This is a genomic window from uncultured Desulfovibrio sp. (assembly GCF_944327235.1).
GTDB lineage: Bacteria > Desulfobacterota > Desulfovibrionia > Desulfovibrionales > Desulfovibrionaceae > Desulfovibrio.
Window position 1 is genome coordinate 1 of sequence record NZ_CALVHE010000055.1, and the last position, 17,389, is coordinate 17,389.

At 63.7% G+C, this 17,389-nt stretch carries 14 protein-coding genes, 2 tRNA genes and 1 pseudogene; 7 read left to right on the forward strand and 10 right to left on the reverse strand.

Going from position 1 to position 17,389, the window contains the following annotated elements:
• The 6 genes and pseudogenes from Q0K00_RS08340 to Q0K00_RS08365 all read right to left on the reverse strand — a co-directional run.
• Positions 1–1,307: pseudogene (locus tag Q0K00_RS08340) on the reverse strand (translation initiation factor IF-2); the annotation flags it as partial.
• A complete protein-coding gene (locus tag Q0K00_RS08345; protein WP_297228507.1) occupies positions 1,300–1,518 on the reverse strand; it encodes a YlxR family protein in 219 nt (72 codons plus the stop codon). The gene Q0K00_RS08345 and the pseudogene Q0K00_RS08340, both read right to left, overlap by 8 nt.
• Positions 1,519–1,529: 11 nt before the next feature.
• Positions 1,530–2,864, reverse strand: coding sequence for a transcription termination factor NusA (gene nusA, locus Q0K00_RS08350; RefSeq protein ID WP_297228508.1), 1,335 nt, complete (start codon positions 2,862–2,864; stop codon positions 1,530–1,532).
• A 61-nt stretch (positions 2,865–2,925) separates the two neighbouring features.
• Positions 2,926–3,678 (reverse strand): ribosome maturation factor RimP, encoded by a 753-nt coding sequence (locus tag Q0K00_RS08355; protein ID WP_297228509.1) that lies wholly within the window; start codon positions 3,676–3,678, stop codon positions 2,926–2,928.
• A 236-nt stretch (positions 3,679–3,914) separates the two neighbouring features.
• Positions 3,915–3,991, reverse strand: a tRNA-Asp gene (locus Q0K00_RS08360).
• A 3-nt stretch (positions 3,992–3,994) separates the two neighbouring features.
• Positions 3,995–4,070 (reverse strand) — tRNA-Val (locus tag Q0K00_RS08365).
• Between the two features lie 220 nt (positions 4,071–4,290).
• Here Q0K00_RS08365 and Q0K00_RS08370 point away from each other — a divergent pair.
• Entirely contained in the window at positions 4,291–5,535 is a 1,245-nt protein-coding gene (locus Q0K00_RS08370) for a polysaccharide deacetylase family protein (RefSeq protein ID WP_297228510.1), read from the forward strand.
• 441 nt (positions 5,536–5,976) lie between these two features.
• Here Q0K00_RS08370 and typA read toward each other — a convergent pair whose 3' ends face one another.
• Both typA and Q0K00_RS08380 read right to left on the reverse strand, forming a co-directional pair.
• Positions 5,977–7,806: a translational GTPase TypA gene (gene typA, locus Q0K00_RS08375; protein WP_297228511.1), complete on the reverse strand. Its 1,830-nt coding sequence runs from the start codon at positions 7,804–7,806 to the stop codon at positions 5,977–5,979.
• 119 nt (positions 7,807–7,925) lie between these two features.
• On the reverse strand, positions 7,926–8,768 hold the full coding sequence (locus tag Q0K00_RS08380; protein ID WP_297228512.1) for a purine-nucleoside phosphorylase: 843 nt from the start codon (positions 8,766–8,768) through the stop codon (positions 7,926–7,928).
• Positions 8,769–8,926: 158 nt separating this feature from the next.
• Here Q0K00_RS08380 and Q0K00_RS08385 point away from each other — a divergent pair, with 158 nt between their 5' ends.
• From Q0K00_RS08385 to Q0K00_RS08405, 5 genes are all read left to right on the forward strand, one after another.
• On the forward strand, positions 8,927–10,357 hold the full coding sequence (locus tag Q0K00_RS08385) for a biotin carboxylase N-terminal domain-containing protein (protein ID WP_297228520.1): 1,431 nt from the start codon (positions 8,927–8,929) through the stop codon (positions 10,355–10,357).
• Positions 10,358–10,428: 71 nt separating this feature from the next.
• On the forward strand, positions 10,429–12,681 hold the full coding sequence (locus tag Q0K00_RS08390; RefSeq protein WP_297228513.1) for a carboxyl transferase domain-containing protein: 2,253 nt from the start codon (positions 10,429–10,431) through the stop codon (positions 12,679–12,681).
• Positions 12,682–12,699: 18 nt separating this feature from the next.
• On the forward strand, positions 12,700–13,347 hold the full coding sequence (locus tag Q0K00_RS08395) for a biotin attachment protein (RefSeq protein WP_297228514.1): 648 nt from the start codon (positions 12,700–12,702) through the stop codon (positions 13,345–13,347).
• A 12-nt stretch (positions 13,348–13,359) separates the two neighbouring features.
• A complete protein-coding gene (locus tag Q0K00_RS08400) occupies positions 13,360–14,115 on the forward strand; it encodes a hypothetical protein (protein WP_297228515.1) in 756 nt (251 codons plus the stop codon).
• Between the two features lie 61 nt (positions 14,116–14,176).
• Complete coding sequence (locus Q0K00_RS08405) at positions 14,177–14,722, forward strand: single-stranded DNA-binding protein (protein ID WP_297228516.1); 546 nt, start codon at positions 14,177–14,179, stop codon at positions 14,720–14,722.
• 367 nt (positions 14,723–15,089) lie between these two features.
• Here Q0K00_RS08405 and Q0K00_RS08410 read toward each other — a convergent pair whose 3' ends face one another.
• Positions 15,090–15,893: a sulfite exporter TauE/SafE family protein gene (locus tag Q0K00_RS08410; protein WP_297228517.1), complete on the reverse strand. Its 804-nt coding sequence runs from the start codon at positions 15,891–15,893 to the stop codon at positions 15,090–15,092.
• Positions 15,894–16,257: 364 nt separating this feature from the next.
• Positions 16,258–16,674, reverse strand: a complete 417-nt coding sequence (locus tag Q0K00_RS08415; protein ID WP_297228518.1) for a hypothetical protein — start codon at positions 16,672–16,674, stop codon at positions 16,258–16,260.
• Positions 16,675–17,066: 392 nt separating this feature from the next.
• Here Q0K00_RS08415 and Q0K00_RS08420 point away from each other — a divergent pair.
• On the forward strand, positions 17,067–17,389 hold a 323-nt coding region (locus Q0K00_RS08420; RefSeq protein WP_297228519.1), incomplete at its 3' end, for an aldehyde dehydrogenase family protein.

The following is a 17,389-nucleotide window of genomic DNA, read 5'->3' on the forward strand; positions in this document are numbered from 1 at the left end:
ACCACGATGGCTTCATCCACGCGGATCTTGCGCTTGGCGGCCTTGAGGGGCTGGGTGGCCTGCTGGGCGGCGGGCAGGGCCTTGCCGGGCTTGCGGCGGCTCTTGCCGCGATTCATGCGCGGCACATCATCCTCGTCCTGATGCCCGAAATCTCCCTGCTGGAAATCCACGGTACGACGGCCCTTGAGGCGCTTTTTCTTGCTCTGCCCGTCGCGGCTGTCCACCGGCGTAGGCTGGGCGGGCGCGGCATAGCCGCCGCCTCCGGGAGCGCCGGTACGCGGACCACGGCCCTCACCGAATCCCGGACGATTGCCGGGCCGCGGGCCGCGATCGCGCCCCTCGCGATTGTCTCGTCCGTCGCCGGAACGACCGTCACGGCGGCCGCCCCGATCGTCACGAGCCGCCGTATCGCGTGCGGGCGTGCTGCCCGGCGCGGGACGGCTGATGACGCGCACCTGCGGCGCGGGCGCGATGACGCGGGCGCGCTGTGCCGTGGCCACTTCAGGCGCGGCGGCTTCCTCTTCCGGCGCTTTTTCCCGGGGCTCCGGCGCACGCGGGGGCAAGGTGGGCGCGGAAGAACCTTCGGGCTCGGCGGAAGCATCGGGACGGGCGGCGTGGCGGGCAGACCGCGCCTTTTCGGCTCCCTCACTTTCCTGGACATGTTCCGGCGCGCGGGACGGGGCCTCGGCTACCGGCTCCACAACGTTCGTCTCCGGCGCGGGAGCTTCGGCCACGGGCTCTTCGGCGGCGCTGACGGACGCCTTCTCCTCAGGCGCAGGCTCGGCTGCGGCGTCCTGCGGGCGGCTGATGACGCGGGCGGGCGCGATGATGCGGGCATTGCGGGGCTTGGCGGGCTTTTCCTGCGCCGCCGGTGCTTCCTCGGCCGCTTTCGCCGTTTCCGGCTCCGCCGGAGCGGCAGGCGCGACTTCCGTCTCCTCGGCAGGCGCCGCTTCCGCGACAGGGACCTGCTCGGCCATGGGCTCAGTCAGCGGAGCGGCAGGCTCCGCCGCCGTTTCCACGACCTTTTCTTCCTTTTCCTCCGCGACGACAGACGCCTCAGGGGCCGGTTCTTCGACGACACGGCGACGGCGGCGCACGATGACGCCGGATTCGCTCTCGCGCCGCGTCACCTCATTCTGCCGCGACGCGGCGAAGTATTCCCGCACGCGGACCACATCTTCCGGCGCAAGCAGCGCCGTGCTCTGCCTGGCGGAAATGCCCAGTTCGCGAGCGACGTTCAGCACTTCCTTGGGCTGCACGTCGAGCTCGGCAGCCAGATCTTTGATTTTCAGTTTCGTTTCAGGCATTCTTACCCCCCTTGCGCCGTGCGTTGGGCCGGTACTTCTCGAATCGCTTGAGACATTCCGGCCTGTCGCACACATACCAGCCCCTGCCCGGGCGGGTCTTGGTCGCGTCGATGATCAAATTTCCCTGCTCGTCCTTCACATGCCGCGAGAGCGAGGCCTTGGCAAAGCGCTCCCGGCAGATGACGCACATGCGCTCAGGCACATGAGACACGGCGCCACTCTCTAGTCGTCCTGTTTTTCGCTCTCGGCCTCGCGAGCGCTCTCCGTCTCTTCCGGCGCTTTCAACAGCTCCACGGCGGAGGACTCGGGGGTCTTTTCCACCACGGGCGCAAGGAAGTTGATGGCGGAGCGCAGATCCGCGATGCGCGCGTCCGAAATGGCCAGCTTGTCGGCAAGTTCCTGGTCCGTGGCGGCACGCAGCTTTTCCAGCGAGGAAAAGCCCGCCTCCAGCAAGGCTTCCATGGACACTTCTGCCACGCTGGCCACCTGCTGCAGCCCGTGCCCGATGGCATTGGCCTCGTTGTAACGGCTCTCGGTGAAGATATCGACCTTCCAGCCCAGCAGGCGCGCGGCCAGCTTCACGTTCTGCCCTTTGCGGCCGATGGCGTTGGTCAGCTGATCGTCGGGCACGATGACTTCCAGCAGGTTTTCCTCGTCATCCACCACGATGCGCGACACCAACGCCGGCGCGAGGGCATTGCGGGCATAGGTGGCGATATCCGGGCTCCAGACCACGATGTCGATACGCTCGCCGCGCAGCTCCTGCACGATGTTCTGGATGCGCGAGCCGCGCACGCCCACGCAGGCGCCCACGGGATCCACGTCGCGCTCGCGGGAAAGCACCGCCACCTTGGCGCGCGAACCGGGATCGCGGGCCACGCCCATGATCTGCACCACGCCGTCGTCCACTTCCGGCACTTCGCGCCGGAAAAGGGCGGCCATATAATCGCGATGCGCGCGGGAAATGACGATCTGCGGACCGCGGCCTTCCTTGCGCACTTCGATGATCAGCGCCTGCACCCGGTCATTGCGCTTGTAGTGCTCGCGGGGGATCTGCTCGTCGCGCGGCAGGATGGCTTCCGTGCGGCCGAGGTTGACCACCCAGCCGCCCTTGTCCCGGCGCTGCACGATGCCGGAAACGATCTCGCCCACGCGGTCCTTGTATTCCTCGTAGATGATCTCCTGTTCGGCGTCGCGCATACGCTGGATGATGACCTGCTTGGCGGACTGGGCGGCGATGCGGCCGAGGTCCTCGACCTTGACGCGGAAGCCCATCTCATCGTCGATCTGCACGGACGGATCATGGGTGCGGGCTTCGGAGAGCTCGATCTGCGTATCGGGATTGAGCAGGTCGTCGTCCTCCACCACGATCTTGAACTGATAGACTTCAATATCGCCGGTATTGTCATTGTAGGACACTTCCACATCCATGTCCTCGCTGAAACGGCGCAACACGGAAGTACGCACCGCGTCCTCCAGCGTGTCGATGAGCATATCACGGTCAAGACCCTTATCTTTGCTGATCTGGTCAATGGCCTTCTTGAGTTCAAGATTCATAATTGCCTCCGTGCCGCCAGCGCGGCCTCAAAATCCTCCCGGCCAGACGTCCGCCGGGTTGCTATCCTTGCAGCGCGGACGCCACGTCGTCGTCCAGCGCCTCATTCTTGCGCGGCACCCGCGCCCCACCACGTCCGGCAGCCGCGGCGGGCTGCGTTTCCTGCCGCCCTTTCCGCCGTCCGCCGCCAGCGGATCTACCCGGTTTTTCCGGCGCACGAAAGACATGCACGCGGGCGACCCGCCGCGTCATGTCCCACGGCAGGCGCACAGGCTCCACGGCTTCGGGCAGCACCTCCCCTTCAGGGGTGATGCCGGCCGGGGCCAGCAGAAAAGCCTCCGCCTCCACCGCCTCCAGCCGACCGCGCCAGGAACGGCGCGGCGCCATGTCCGCCCGCGGCGCATAGGCGGCCTGCATACGGGCTTCCACCATATCCCCCACATAGGGGCGCATCTGCTCCGTCGAGAAAAAGAGCCGGTTGAAACCGGGCGTGGAGACTTCCAGCACATAAGCCTGCGGGACGATGTCCTCCACCTCGAGGGCAAGGCCCAGATGGCGGGAGATCTCCTCGCACTGGTCGATGCTCGCTGAGGGGAGCGCCAGCTCCGGCATGTCCGCTCCATCATCTTGCGAACGGGCGGCCAGCTCTTCGGCCACGGTATGCGGATTGCGCCCGTCCGAGGGCACATCCACAAAGAGGCGCACCACCATGCGGCCGCTCTGGGTGATCTCCACCCCCCAGATGACCAGCCCCAGGGATTCCACCACCGGAGCGGCAAGGCGGACGACCGCCTCCGCAATCGGATTCTGACTCATGCTCTTCTCGCCGGGCGCTTTGCAGATAATAAAAAAAGGGGGCCTTTTCAGGCCACCCCGGAACGCTTGCCGCAGGATGTCGTCGTCCGGCAGAGCCGTTGACGCTGAATTGAGACTGCTTACCGCCCTTCCCTTCAGCTGTCAAGACTTTTCTCCCTCCGCCCCACCGTGGGCCGTAACAGCCTACCGTCCATACGCAGAAAAAGCGCACTGTTTTCACAGTGCGCTTTATTTTCTGGCGGAGCGGAAGGGACTCGAACCCTCGGCCTCCGGCGTGACAGGCCGGCGTTATAACCGTCTTAACTACCGCTCCGGGTGGTGGGCAGTACAGGACTTGAACCTGTGGCCCCCGCCGTGTGAAGGCGGTGCTCTACCAGCTGAGCTAACTGCCCTCGTCGCAAGATTGGTTCTACGCAAACTGCCCCCTTTCGTCAAGCAAAAATTTTTAAAAAAAGAGAGATTTTTCAAGAAAAATTATAACATGATATAATAATTGGAAAATTTACCAAGAATAAATATCCCTTTGCTTGCGGCGGGCACAAGGCAATGGTAGATACAGCCTCGCTGCGGCGGCAAGGACCGCAAAAAGGCAGCGGAGAGGGGTTGCGGAGTATGCGGTGGAAAAGTCTGATAGTGCTGCTGTGTCTGGCGGCATGGCCGCCTCTGGGCGGCATGGCTCGCGGGGCTGCGCTCGTCTATGACGGCGCGAGCATCAGCCGACAGCAGATGCGGGAGAATCTCTGCGCCATAACCTTTGATGACGGACCTTCCCGCAATACGGGCCGCCTGCTGGACATGCTGTCCAGTTACGGCATCCACGCGACCTTCTTCCTGCTCGGCAAGAATGCGGCCCTGCGCCCTTCCCTCGTGCAGCGCATCGTGGCCGAGGGGCACGAGGTCGGCAACCACTCCTGGTCGCACCCCAAGCTGCGCGCCCTCAACAAGGAACAGCAATACGACGAACTGGCCCGGACCGACGCCCTGCTGCGGGAACTTGGGGCCAGCCCCCGCCATATCCGCCCTCCTTACGGGGCTTATAATGAAGATACGGTGGAACTTGCCGGGGACCTGGGCCTCTCCATCATGCTCTGGTCGCAGGACAGCCATGACTGGAAGCGTCTGCCCGTCAACTATGCCCTGCTGCCCAATACGCTCGGCCATGTTTACGGCCCCGGCGAACTGCGCGGCATCTTCCTCTTCCATGACTCGCTCAAGCGGACCGTGGACGACCTGCCGCGCATCATCGACGAGCTGCGGGCCGGAGGCTGCCAGCGCTTCGTCACCGTCAGCGAATATCTGGATGTGCTGGACGAGACGCCCCCCCTGCTCATGACCCGCAGGACGCCGCAACCCCATTCGGAACAGGCGGAAGAGATGCCGCCGGAAAGCTTCCCCGACGCCATGATGGCCACCGGAGGCGCTATCCCCGCAGGCAGCACCCCGATCCCCATGGCCCGCTGCAGCCAGCCGTGGACCCCGACGGAGACGACAGCCCCGTCCCGCGCCGCCCTGACGGCGGATCATGCCGTCGTATCCGGCGATGCCGTACAGGCGACGCCGTCCACGCCGCCACGGACAGCCGCCGCGGCCGCTACGGACACGCACCGCGTCCGTCCCGCCGCCGCTTCCGGCAGTTCCGCCGGTCGGCGGGAAAAAGCCCCGGTCTATCGCGTGGTCCATCCGCAGCCGTCGGCCCCCGCGCCGCGTCAGGAAAAGGCGGCCCCGCGCTACCGCGTGGTGCAGCCCTATCCGCTGCCGCAAGCCTCTCAGGCCGGGACCGGCCGCAGCACCAAGGGCCGCGCGGGAGAGCCGGAACCGCAGCGTTCACGCGCGGCCGCCGCATCGGGCACCTTTTGACGCGCATATCCCTTGATGAACAGCAAAAAGGCCGCCCTTCTCCGCTCGATGCAACGGAAAAGGGAGCCTTTGCACGATCTGCCGGAAACGGACATCCAGGGCCTATTAACACAATTTTTTCAAACAATTTTCAATAGATAAGTAAAACAGGCTGATACACGCCGCTTGTTTTTGGGACGAGGGTGCCTCGTGTCTTTGACTCTTCCCCCGGTAAAGGCGCGCTGGGGAAGGGATGGGGGGCTTGGGGGGAAGGGAGCGACCGAAAGGCGGCCCGGAGGGCCGTGCCCGTTAGGCGACAAAGGAGCCTTACGGGCATCGACAGCAGAGCAACCCGCTCCCGCGCTGGCGGAGGGGTTTCCCTTCCCCCCAAACAGACAACGAATGGTGTCAACAGGCCCTAGTACCGGTCAGAACGTTTGCCTTTCTCAAAGGTAAAACGCTCTACCCCTTCTTCTTGGCCCCGGCCATCTGATAGCGCTTCTGGGCGGAAAGTTCCGTCTTGCGCAGACGGATGGACTGCGGCGTCACCTCCACCAGCTCATCTTCCCGCACGAAGTGCAGGGCATGTTCGAGGGTCATCTTCTTGACCGGCGTCAGGATGACGTTCTCGTCCTTGCCCGCGGCGCGCAGGTTGGTCAGCTTCTTTTCCTTGGTGGCGTTGACGTCGATGTCGTTGTCCCGGTTGTGCTCGCCCACGATCATGCCTTCATAGACCGGGTCGCCCGGCTCCACGAACAGGGTACCGCGCGGCTCCAGATTGAAGAGGGCATAGGCCACGGCATTGCCGGGACGGTCGGCCACGATGGACCCCGTGAAGCGTGTGGGGAAGTCGCCCCGCCATTCCTCGTAGCCGTCAAGGTAGGAGTTCATGATGCCGGTGCCCTTGGTATCGGTGAGGAATTCGTCCCGATAGCCGATGAGCCCGCGCGAAGGCACGGTGAATTCCAGACGGACGCGACCGGTGCCGTTATTGATGCAATTGAGCATACGGCCCTTGCGCTGATTGAGCTTGTCCGTCACCACGCCCATGAAATACTCGTCGCAATCGACATAGAGGTGCTCGATGGGTTCCAGGACCTTGCCGTTCTCGTCCTTCTTGAGGATGACTTCCGGACGGCCCACGGACAACTCGAAGCCTTCGCGGCGCATGGTCTCGATGAGGATGGCCATCTGGAACTCCCCGCGCCCCTTGACGAGGAAAGCGTCCTTGTCCGCCGTGTCTTCCAGACGCACGGCAACGTTACGCAGACATTCCTTCTCCAGACGGTCGCGGATGGCGCGGCTCTGCACGATCTTGCCCTCACGTCCGGCCAGCGGGGAGGTATTGATGCCGAAGCGCATGGCCACGGTGGGCTCGTCCACCCGGATGCGGGGCAGGGCGCGCGGCTTTTCGCGCGTGCAGATGGTGTCACCGATGGTCACGTCCTCGATGCCGGCCAGCACCACGATATCGCCCGGCCCGGCCGATTCCACCTCGGCAAGCTGGAGCCCGTCATAGACCTGCAGCTTGGTGGCCCGCAGGGGGCTGGGCTGTCCATCCTCGCCCATGCAGACCAGCGCCTCCTTGGCGAATACCGTGCCGTGCATGATGCGCCCCACGGCCAGCCGTCCCAGATAATCCGAATAGTCGAGGTCGGCCACCAGCATCTGGAAGGGTTCGGCGGGATCATGCGCCGGGCCGGGGATATGCTTGAGGATAGTGTCGAACAGCGGCGAAAGGTCCACCCGTTCGTCCTCGAGCCCGTACATGGCCACGCCTTCGCGGCCGATGGCGTAAAGCACGGGGAATTCGAGCTGTTCGTCATTGGCTCCCAGATCGATGAAAAGGTCGTAGACCTCGTTGAGCACCTCTTCCGGGCGGGCGTCCTTGCGGTCGATCTTGTTGACCACCACCACCACGGGCAGCCCGGCCTCCAGCGTTTTCTTGAGCACGAAGCGCGTCTGCGGCAGCGGTCCTTCCGAGGCGTCCACCAGCAGGATGGCCCCGGTGGCCATGGACAGCGAGCGCTCCACCTCACCGCCGAAGTCGGCATGGCCTGGCGTGTCGATGATGTTGATCTTTACGCCCTTCCAATGCACGGCGCAGTTTTTGGCGGCAATGGTGATGCCGCGCTCGCGTTCCAGATCCATCTTGTCCATGACGCGGTCGTCCACCTGCTGATCGGCGCGAAAGACGCCGCTCTGGCGAAAGAGGGCGTCCACCAGCGTGGTCTTGCCGTGGTCGACGTGGGCGATGATGGCCACATTGCGAAGGGAGGTGTTCTGTTCCATGAAAGAGACCTTTGCCTGCCGTTGCGTGAAAAGCGCGCCCCCCAAGGACGCAGAGCGCCCCGCAGACGGACGGGGCAGGCCGGCCGTCCCGCAGGGCGGGCAGAAGATGTATGCGTTTTTCAGAATTTTGTCACCATGTCCAGCAGGAGGCGCTCCAGCTGCCTGCCGGCGCGTCCGGCCACCGCTATGATCTCCTCGAGGGGGGCAGGCGCCATGCAGTCCGGCAGGTTCTTGTTGCTCAGACAGGATACGCCCAGCACCCGCAGGCCCAGATGCCGCGCGGCCAGCACTTCCAGTACGGTGCTCATGCCCACGGCATCCGCTCCCCACTGACGATACATGCGCGTTTCGGCCGGGCTTTCCATCTGCGGGCCGTGCACGCCGATATAGACCCCGCGCTCCAGGCGGATGCCCAGCATGGCGGCGCTCTCCAGCGCCAGCGCGCGCAGTTCCGGGTCAAAGATGCAGCTCATGTCCGGGAAGCGCGGCCCCCATTGTTCCACGTTGGGACCGGCCAGCGGCGTCGTGCCGGTGAAGTTGATCTGATCGGTCATGAGCATGAGCGAACCGGCATCGAACTGGGGATTGAGGGCCCCGGCCGCGTTGGTGACGACAAGGGTACCGATGCCCAGCCCGGCCATGACCCGCACGCCCATGCAGACCTGCGCCGGGCTGTAGCCCTCGTACAGGTGGCAACGGCCCTGCTGGGCAAGCACGGGGATGCCCGCCACGTCCCCCAGCACGAAGGCCCCGCTATGCGAGTCCACAGTGGAGAGGGGAAAGCCCGGCAGCTCGGTATAGGGCACGCGCACCGCATCGCGCATGGCCGCCGTCAGACCGGAAAGTCCGGTGCCGAGCACCATGCCCACGCGCGGCTTGGCGGCCCGCCCTGTGCGGCCAGCCTCGGAAAGCTTTTGTTTCAGCGCGGTTACGGCAAGCTGGACTTCTGGCAGATTTTGCATAAAATACCCTCGTATTCATCAGTTTCTCGTCTCCGCGCCCTCCTGCCGTCGGCAGGCGGTCGCGTTTGCGCGCATCATATCCCGGCCTGTCTCGCAGTTCAAGCGAAGCTTCCGGCCGGCAGGAGTGTATCTTGCAGAACCTACAGGATCTCTATGCCATGCCGCTGGAAAGCCACAAAGTCCTTGTGGCCAATCGCGGCGAAATCGCCATGCGCATCATGCGGGCCTGCCGCAAGCTGGGGGTGGCCTTCACGGCCATCTATACCGCGGAGGACGCCGCGTCCGGGCACGTACGCCTTGCCCGCGAGACCGGCGGGGAAAAGAGCCTCTACCGCGTCTCCTCCTATCATGACGCCAATGAACTCATGTCCGTGGCGGATGAAGCGGGCTGCACCGCCGTGCATCCGGGCTACGGCTTCTTTGCCGAGGACTTCCGCTTTGCCCGCCGGGTCATGAAACGCGACCGCAAGATGATCTTCATCGGTCCCTCGTGGAAGATCATCCGCGAGCTGGGCGACAAGATCAACACCAAGCGTCTGGCCCGCAGCCTGAGCGTGCCCACGGTGCCCGGTTCCGACCGGCCCATCTATGACGAGATGGAGGCCGAACGCATCGCCCGCAGCGTCTTTGAATTTCAGGAACAGCAGGGTATCCGGCGGCCGCTCGTGCTGGTCAAGGCTTCGGCCGGCGGCGGCGGCATGGGCATCGAGGAAGTGTACGACATCGACGTCTTCCGCTCCGTCTACCGCCGCATCCGCAATTACGCCCTGCGGCAGTTCAAGGATGAGGGCGTGCTCATCGAGCAGCGCATCACCGATTTCAACCATCTGGAAGTGCAGGTAGTGTCCGACCGCACGGGACGCAATCCCGTGCATTTCGGCACGCGCAACTGCTCCATCCAGTCCACCGGCCTGCAAAAGCGCGTGGAAGTGGCCCCCGGCTTCGCCCCCGGCCCTATCACCTATTCCTTCGATGCGGCCAAGGTGCTCACGGACATCGTGGACTATTCGCTCACCATGGCCCGCAAGGTGGGCTATGACAACGTGGGCACCTGGGAATGGATCGTCACCCGCAAGGGCGAGCCCTTCCTCATGGAAGTGAATACCCGCATCCAGGTGGAGAACGGCGTCTCGGCCCGCATCTCCCGCATCCACAAGGACGGGCAGTGCATCGACGACGTGGATCTGCTGGCCGAACAGGTACGCATCGGCCTCGGTCAGCCGCTCGGCTACACGCAGGACGACATCAGCTTTGACGGCGTGGGCGTGGAATACCGCCTTATCGCGGAGGACCCGGACAATCGCTTCACGCCCTGGGTGGGCCGCATCGAGCGCTTCCAGTGGAAACCCCAGCCGTGGCTGACCATGCTGACCCATGTGCCCACGGACGAACCGTACGAGATCCCCACGGAATTCGACCCCAACCTTGCGCTGGCCATCGTCTGGGGCAAGGATCTGGAAGAAGCCAAGGCTCGCGGCCTTTCCTTCCTTGAGGATCTGCGCCTCGAGGGCAGGAACAACGCCGGCGAGGAGCTGAGATCCAACGTCAACTTCCTCAGGGCCAATACGGAACGGATCCTGCGCTTCTAGCGCGGATGCCGCGCCTGGGCGCGGCGCCCCCATACGACAAACAGAGCGCTTTGCGGCGTGTGCGGAACAAGATGGACAACAATATTGAAAAACGCATCCAGGGGCTGACGGACAGGCTCACCTACGCCCGTGACATTTTTGCCGGCAAGCATGAGGAAGACATCCGCCTGCTGGAAGAAAAGCTGGCGGTCTTCGTGGGACGCGCCCAGCGCGGCGAGCTGGCCGATCCCTACAATGACGTGGTGGCGCTGGAAGAGCTCTTTGCCTTTGTGGAAAAACGGCTGGAAAATGCCGTGACCCCCATGGACAAGGTGCGCATCGTGCGGCATCCGCAACGCATCTGCCTGCGGGACATCCTCGAGAACGTCTACGACAACTTCACCGAGGTCGGCGGGCAGGACGAGCACAGCCTCGATCCCAGTATGCTCATCGCCCGCGCCATCATCACCCGGCGGCGCGGCAAGAAGACCTATACCCAATCGGTCATGGTCATCGGGCAGGAAAAGGGCCACGGGGCGGAGTTCCGCAACGGCGGCTCGGTGAAGCCCTGGGGCAACGCCAAGGCCCTGCACTACATGAACGTCGCGGAGACCGAAGGCATCCCCATCCATACCTACATCTTCACGCCCGGCTCCTATCCCATCGAGGACTATCCCGGCGCGGCCCAGCAGATCGCCCGTAACATCTACGGCATGGCGGGTCTGCGCGTGCCCATCGTGGCCGTCATCTCCGAAGGCGGTTCCGGCGGGGCCGAGGCCATCGGTCTGGCGGACAAGCGCCTCATGCTCTCCCACGGCTACTATTCGGTCATCTCGCCCGAAGGGGCCGCGGCCATCGAAGGCCGCCTCAAGGCCGGACAGCGCGCCACGACCGAACTCATCGAGCATTGCGCGGGCAGCCTCAAGATCACCGCGCAGGACAACCTTGCCTTCGGCTATATCGACCGCGTGGTGCAGGAGCCACCGTTGGGCGCGCGTCCTTACCATTTCGACTTTTTCCGCTCCCTGCGGCAGGAAGTGCTGCGCGCCACGGACGAAGTGGTGCTGAGCCACCGCAAGTGGCCGGGCTTCCGGGGCCTTGCCGTGGCCCGCGTGCGCAACCCCGAAGCCAACCTCGACGAGATGCACATCCGCTGGGGCCTGAGCGCCTCGGCCAAGGATCGCATGGTGGAGCACCGGCAGCAGAAATTCCTGCGGCTCTCGCGGGAGGCGGCCATCGACAACCGTCCCTTCATGGCCAAGAACATGGCCGCCCTGCAGGACTGGCTGATCACCCCGTGGATGCACGTCAAATACGACTTCATCCGCAAGCATCAGCGCAAGATCAGCACCTTCATGGAAGAAATGGGCAACGAGGTGGAGATGTTCAAGAACCGCCTCCTCAGCCCGTGGTACAAGATGACCCGCGGCCTGCCCGGACGGCAGGCGGAGGACAAGGCGCAGGAACTCACCGCGCTGTCCACCTGGACGGACGATTCCCGCCGCAGCCGCTGGAACTACCTTTCCCCGCGCTACAAGATCGACCGCACCCTGACCTGCCCCAACAGCGAATCCTACGGCTGCCTCGATCTCTGGGGGCCTGACCTCTTCGCTGAATTCGCGGGCGTGTGCAGCCACTGCGGGCACCATTTCCCCATGGAGCCGGAATGGTACGTCAAAAACGTCTTTGATCTGGACTCGGTCTACGAGTTCAACAGCGAGATCGAGGCGGGCAACCCACTGGCTTTCCCCGGCTTTGAGGAACGCATCGCAGAGGCCCAGAAAAAGAACAGCACCAAGAGCGGCTGCATGACCTTCGAGGCCCGTATCGACGGCATCAAGATGGTGGTGGCCATGCTCATGGGGACGTTCCGCGGCGGTTCCGTGGGCGCCGCCGAGGGCTACAAGTTCGTGGAGGCCGCGCAGCGGGCCCAGAAAAAGCGCTATCCCTTCCTGGCCTATGTGCACGGCACAGCGGGCATACGCATCCAGGAAGGCACCAACGGCGTCATCCAGATGCCGCGCTGCACGGTGGCCGTGCGCCGCTATGTGGAGTCCGGCGGCCTTTATATGGTGCTCTACGACACCAACTCCTTTGCCGGACCGGTGGCCAGCTTCCTCGGCTGCTCGCCGTATCAGTTCGCGGTGCGCTCCTCCAACATCGGCTTTGCCGGGCCGGGCGTCATCAAGGAGACCACGGGCATGGACATCCCGCCCAAGTACCACCGCTCCTACCACGCCCTTTCGCGCGGCCATATCCAGGGCATCTGGGATCGCCGCCAGATCCGCGCCAATCTCAAGCAGGCCCTACTCACCATCGGCGGGCGCAATCTGTACTACCGCTAATGCACGGCAGGAGAGCATATGATCAACATCTCCGAATTGCTTGAAGAAATCAAAGCCTCCCCCTACCGGGAGATCACGGTCACGACGCCGCATACCGGGCGCGTGACCTTTGCCGGTCTGCAGCCGGGCCAGGAAGTGCTCGGCCCGCAGGGCCAGTGGAAGGAGCGTCCCGGCACCCTGCTGGCCACGCTGGAACGCGAACGCAATCCCAAGCCCATCTGCGCTACGGAAAAGGGCATCATCGACAGCATCCGCAGCGAACTGGAAGGGCAATACGTGGAGGCCGGTACGCCGCTCATGGTCATCCGGCACATGCTCACCAAGGATGAAGTGGAATACCTCATCCTCAAAAAGACGCTCCACCTTTTTCTGGCGCCGGAACGGGCAAAATACTACTTCACGCCCGAAGTGGACAAGAAGATCCGCGCCGCGGACGCGCATTCGGTCATCGTGCGCGACGGTATGGAACTCATGATCATGTCCCGCATGAAGCGTGAGGTCCCCCTGCATTACAGCGGCCCGGAAGGGGTCATCTACGCGGTCTATTTCAAGTATAACGAAAATATCGACGCGGGCGCGCCGCTCATCGGCGTTTGCCCGCAAGATCAGCTCCCGGCCATCCAGGACGTGATCATGCGCGTCAGGACGGAATGGACGGAAAAATAAGGACGATATCGTATGGGCAAGGCGCTGCAAATCCGCCTGATGGCCGTCACGCCGGATGTCGAAAAGGTCTCGGCGCGCTGGCCGCAACTTTCCCAACGCATTTGTGATGCCATCACGGACGACGACCTGCCGAAGCTCCCGGCCTGCCGCAGCGTGCTGGACCTGGCCCGCGCTCTGCCGCAGACGCTGCGTCTGTCCCTGAGCGAGGCCGAACCCGTGGTACGCGCCGTGGCCCGCCTGGAAGACGCTCTGGGCATGTGGCAGGTGGAGGCCGCCACGCGCGCCGCCCGCGAACTGGAAAGCCGTCTGGACATCCACGAAGAAAAACTGGCCGCCCTGCAGGGCATCATCCAGCAGCCTCCTGTGGATATGACCGTGCTGCAGCTCCGCACCAAGGCCGACAGCTGGAATCCCTCTCTGCTGCCCAAACTCTGGCCGACGCTGTTCACCCGTCTCTTTGACCGCAGCGGCGAAACAGGGCAGGGAGTGGCCGAGATGGTGCAGGCCCTGCGCAGTCTGGGGCAGCGCCACGGCTGGACGACGGAAAGCCATCCGGCCATCGGGCGTCTGCTGGAAGAACTGGGCGCCCGCTGGCACGCGCTGGAGACCGCCTGCGACATGAACGATCCGCGCACGGCCAATCGACTCAGCGAACAGATCGAAGAACTGCTGACCCGACTGGAACAGGCCATGCCCTACGGCAGCGGCGCAACGCCGGAACCCAAGCGCAGCCTCTGGGCCATCTTCGGCCGCAAGCTGAGAGACTGACCCCCAACCGCACCCCTCTTGCTGCCGCCGTTTGCGCGGCAAAATGTCCGAGGATATCCCTATGCTCAATAAAGTCATGCTTATCGGCCGTCTGGGGCGCGACCCCGAATTGCGCTACACCCAGACCGGCTCTCCCGTCGCCAGCCTGAATATCGCCACGGACGAGTCCTATGTGGACCGCGACGGCAATAAAGTGGAACGCACCGAATGGCATCGGGTCTCCGTTTTCCAGCGGCAGGCGGAAAATTGCGCCAATTACCTCACGAAGGGCAGTCTTGTGTATGTGGAAGGCAGCCTCCAGACCCGCAAATGGCAGGACCAGAACGGGCAGGACCGCTACACCACCGAGATCAAGGCCCAGCGGGTGCAATTCCTTGACCGGCGCGGCGACGGTCCGCGCGGCGGCGACGGCGCACCGACCGGCGGCTATGAGGATGAATACGCCCCCGCGCCGCAACGTCAGTCCTACCGCGGCGCTCCGCAAGGGCAGGGTGGCGGACAGCGCCCGGCACCCAGACGTCAGCCCCAGCCCGCTCCGCACGATGACGATCTCGGCCCGGCCTTCCCCTCGGAAGCCACGGCCGGCATGGATGAAGTGCCGTTCTAAGGCCTGTCGACACCATTCGTTGCGTGTTTTGGGGGAGGAGGGTGACCTTCGCAAGGCCTCAACCTTCCCCCAGTACGCTTTTAGTGGGTGCAGATGCGGACGGCGACAGGCGAGCAGCCAAAAGTCCCCGTACCGTATGCGTTTCTTATCTTGTGGAATAACCGCTGAGGCCCACCCAGCAGCGAGCTTTTGGGGAGCGGACATACGTCAGTATGTCCGCTCTTTTTTGATGCTGTCGTCTTTGAAACGCGAAGCGTTCCAAATCTTACGGCCTAGCGTTTCGCGGAAAACGCGACTTTCCCGCTTGTTTTTGGCCGGGCGGCACTGTCCGCCGCCTCGTGTTCCGTCTTTTCAACGGCAAAACGCGCTATGCCGCGATCACGTCCCAAAGCATCTTGGCGCCCACCACCATGAGCAACACGGCAAAGCAGCGCTTGAGACGCGGCACGTCGAGGCTGTGCGAGATGCGTACGCCCAGCGGCGCGGTGATCATGCTGCAAATGACCAGGCTGAACAGCGCCGGGAGATAGACATAGCCCAGCGAGCCCGCAGGCAGCCCCGTCGCATCCCAGCCCGCCACGAGATAACCGAGGAAACCCGCCACGGCGATGGGGAAGCCGATAGCCGCCGAGGTGCCGATGGCGCGGTGCATCTCCACGTTATGCCAGATGAGGAAGGGCACGGAAAGCGTCCCCCCGCCGATGCCCACCAGACTGGAGATGATGCCGATGATCCCGCCCGCGCAGCTCATGCCCGCCATGCCCGGCAGTTCCCGGCTGGCCTTGGGCTTTTTGCCCAGCAACATCTGGCTGACCACATAGGCCAGAAAACAGACGAAAAAGACTTGCAGTCCCTTCTTGGGCAGCAGGGCGGCCAGATGCGAACCGCAGAACGTGCCCAGCATGATGCCCGGCGCGATGCGCGCCACGGCGCTCCAGTCCACGGCCCCTCTGCGACTGTGGGAAAGGGCGCTGGAGACCGAGGTGAACATGATGCTGCCCAGAGAAGTGCCCAGTGCCAGCAGCATGATGTACTGCGACGGGAAATCCTGCCAGCCGAAGGCAAAGACCAGCATGGGCACGATGACGATGCCCCCGCCCACCCCCAGCAATCCGGCAAGGATGCCCGCAAACGCTCCGAGACAACAATAAGTGATGATGGCGCTCAACATATCTGCCTGCTCCTGTGTATGCGTCGTTGCTGCGTCACGCGGCCTTGCGAAGTTCGTTACTGAGGCGGCCCCGGCCGTGCGGCGCTGCTCTGATGTGTAACAAATCGTCGCCCCGGTCAACATGGGGAAGCAGGACGGATCTTGCGGAAAGAATGACGCCCCTCAGGGCCATGCCCGCCAAGGACGGCAACTCGCCACAAAAATTTTCGGGGAAGGGAATGACCTTTCTTTGCTGTCGATACCTGCAAGGCGTGGTCACCTGACAAGCGGCGACAGCGAAGCAAAAGAGGATCGTCCAAAAAAGCCAATGGTCCCTGAGGCTGGCGGGAAGAAATGGCTTTGACGCGGACACGCGCGCCGGTCTTTACTCACTCCGGGCGCGTGACGGAGTGGAGCGAACGCATGAGCCTCCGGCAGGGCATTCGATGGAGACGAAAAACACGTCCACCCCGGACTCGGAGCATTCCTCCACTGAGGCATCATTGACGGTGATGGCGGTAAAGACGTTGCCGCCGTCATGGATGATCACCTTATGCACCTGCCGAAAAAGCGATCGGCCATGCTCGTCCTGAGGAAGCGGCTCGGAAGCCAGCAGCTCGACCTCCACCTTGTCATAGCCACCGGCTTTTTCGCTGAGTCCCACATTCTTCAGCTGTACCCCCGCCATGACAGCGGGCCAGGCGTCATGCCGCGAACAATCCGGCTGCCGCTGCTCGGCGGCAAAGGCCGGATGGAGACAAAGGATCCCGAAAAGGCACGCCAGACAGACGATAGTACGCATCTGTTCCTCACTTCGACTGGGGTTTCCGCCACACCACTCTGGATCCGGCTTTTCACGGACGGCAGGCGTATGGCTCCTGACCATAGCCCATCTCCCGCAAAGTCGAAAGGGGGGAAGAGGCCCTTCCCGCGTATCAAGAGAGGGAAGGGCAGGGGAGGGGCCCTTGCGTGTCTGGAGGCGGAGGATGTCGAAACATTATCTCCGGCCGCGTCGCAAGAAATTTATGGCCTGATGTCGCAAATGCGACATGCATCATGAGCGATCTGCGCTATCCTCCACAAGAATCCCCAAAGCAGAGGAGCGGTCAGGCCGCGCCGCAGGCCGTCCGCTTTGGAAAGCGCGTCACGTTTGACGGCGTATGCGGCAGCACCTTTTTCCAAGGCAGGAGTTCCATGTCAGACATCAGGATCCGCAATTTCATCAATGGCGAATGGCAGGACGAAGTCAACGGCAAGCGTGTGCCCCTGTACAATCCCTCCACCGGCGAGGAAATCGGCTCCGTGCCCATTTCCGGGCCGGAAACGGCGGAAAAGGCCATTGCCACGGCCCATGCCGCCTATAAGGGCTGGCGCAACCTCTCCGTGGGCAAGCGCGTGGCCTATGTGCTCAAAATCCGGGAATGCATGATCCGCGACGCCGAAAAGCTGGCGCACGGCATCGCCCTTGACCAGGCCAAGCACATCTCCGAAGCGCGCGGCGAAGTGCAGCGCGTCAT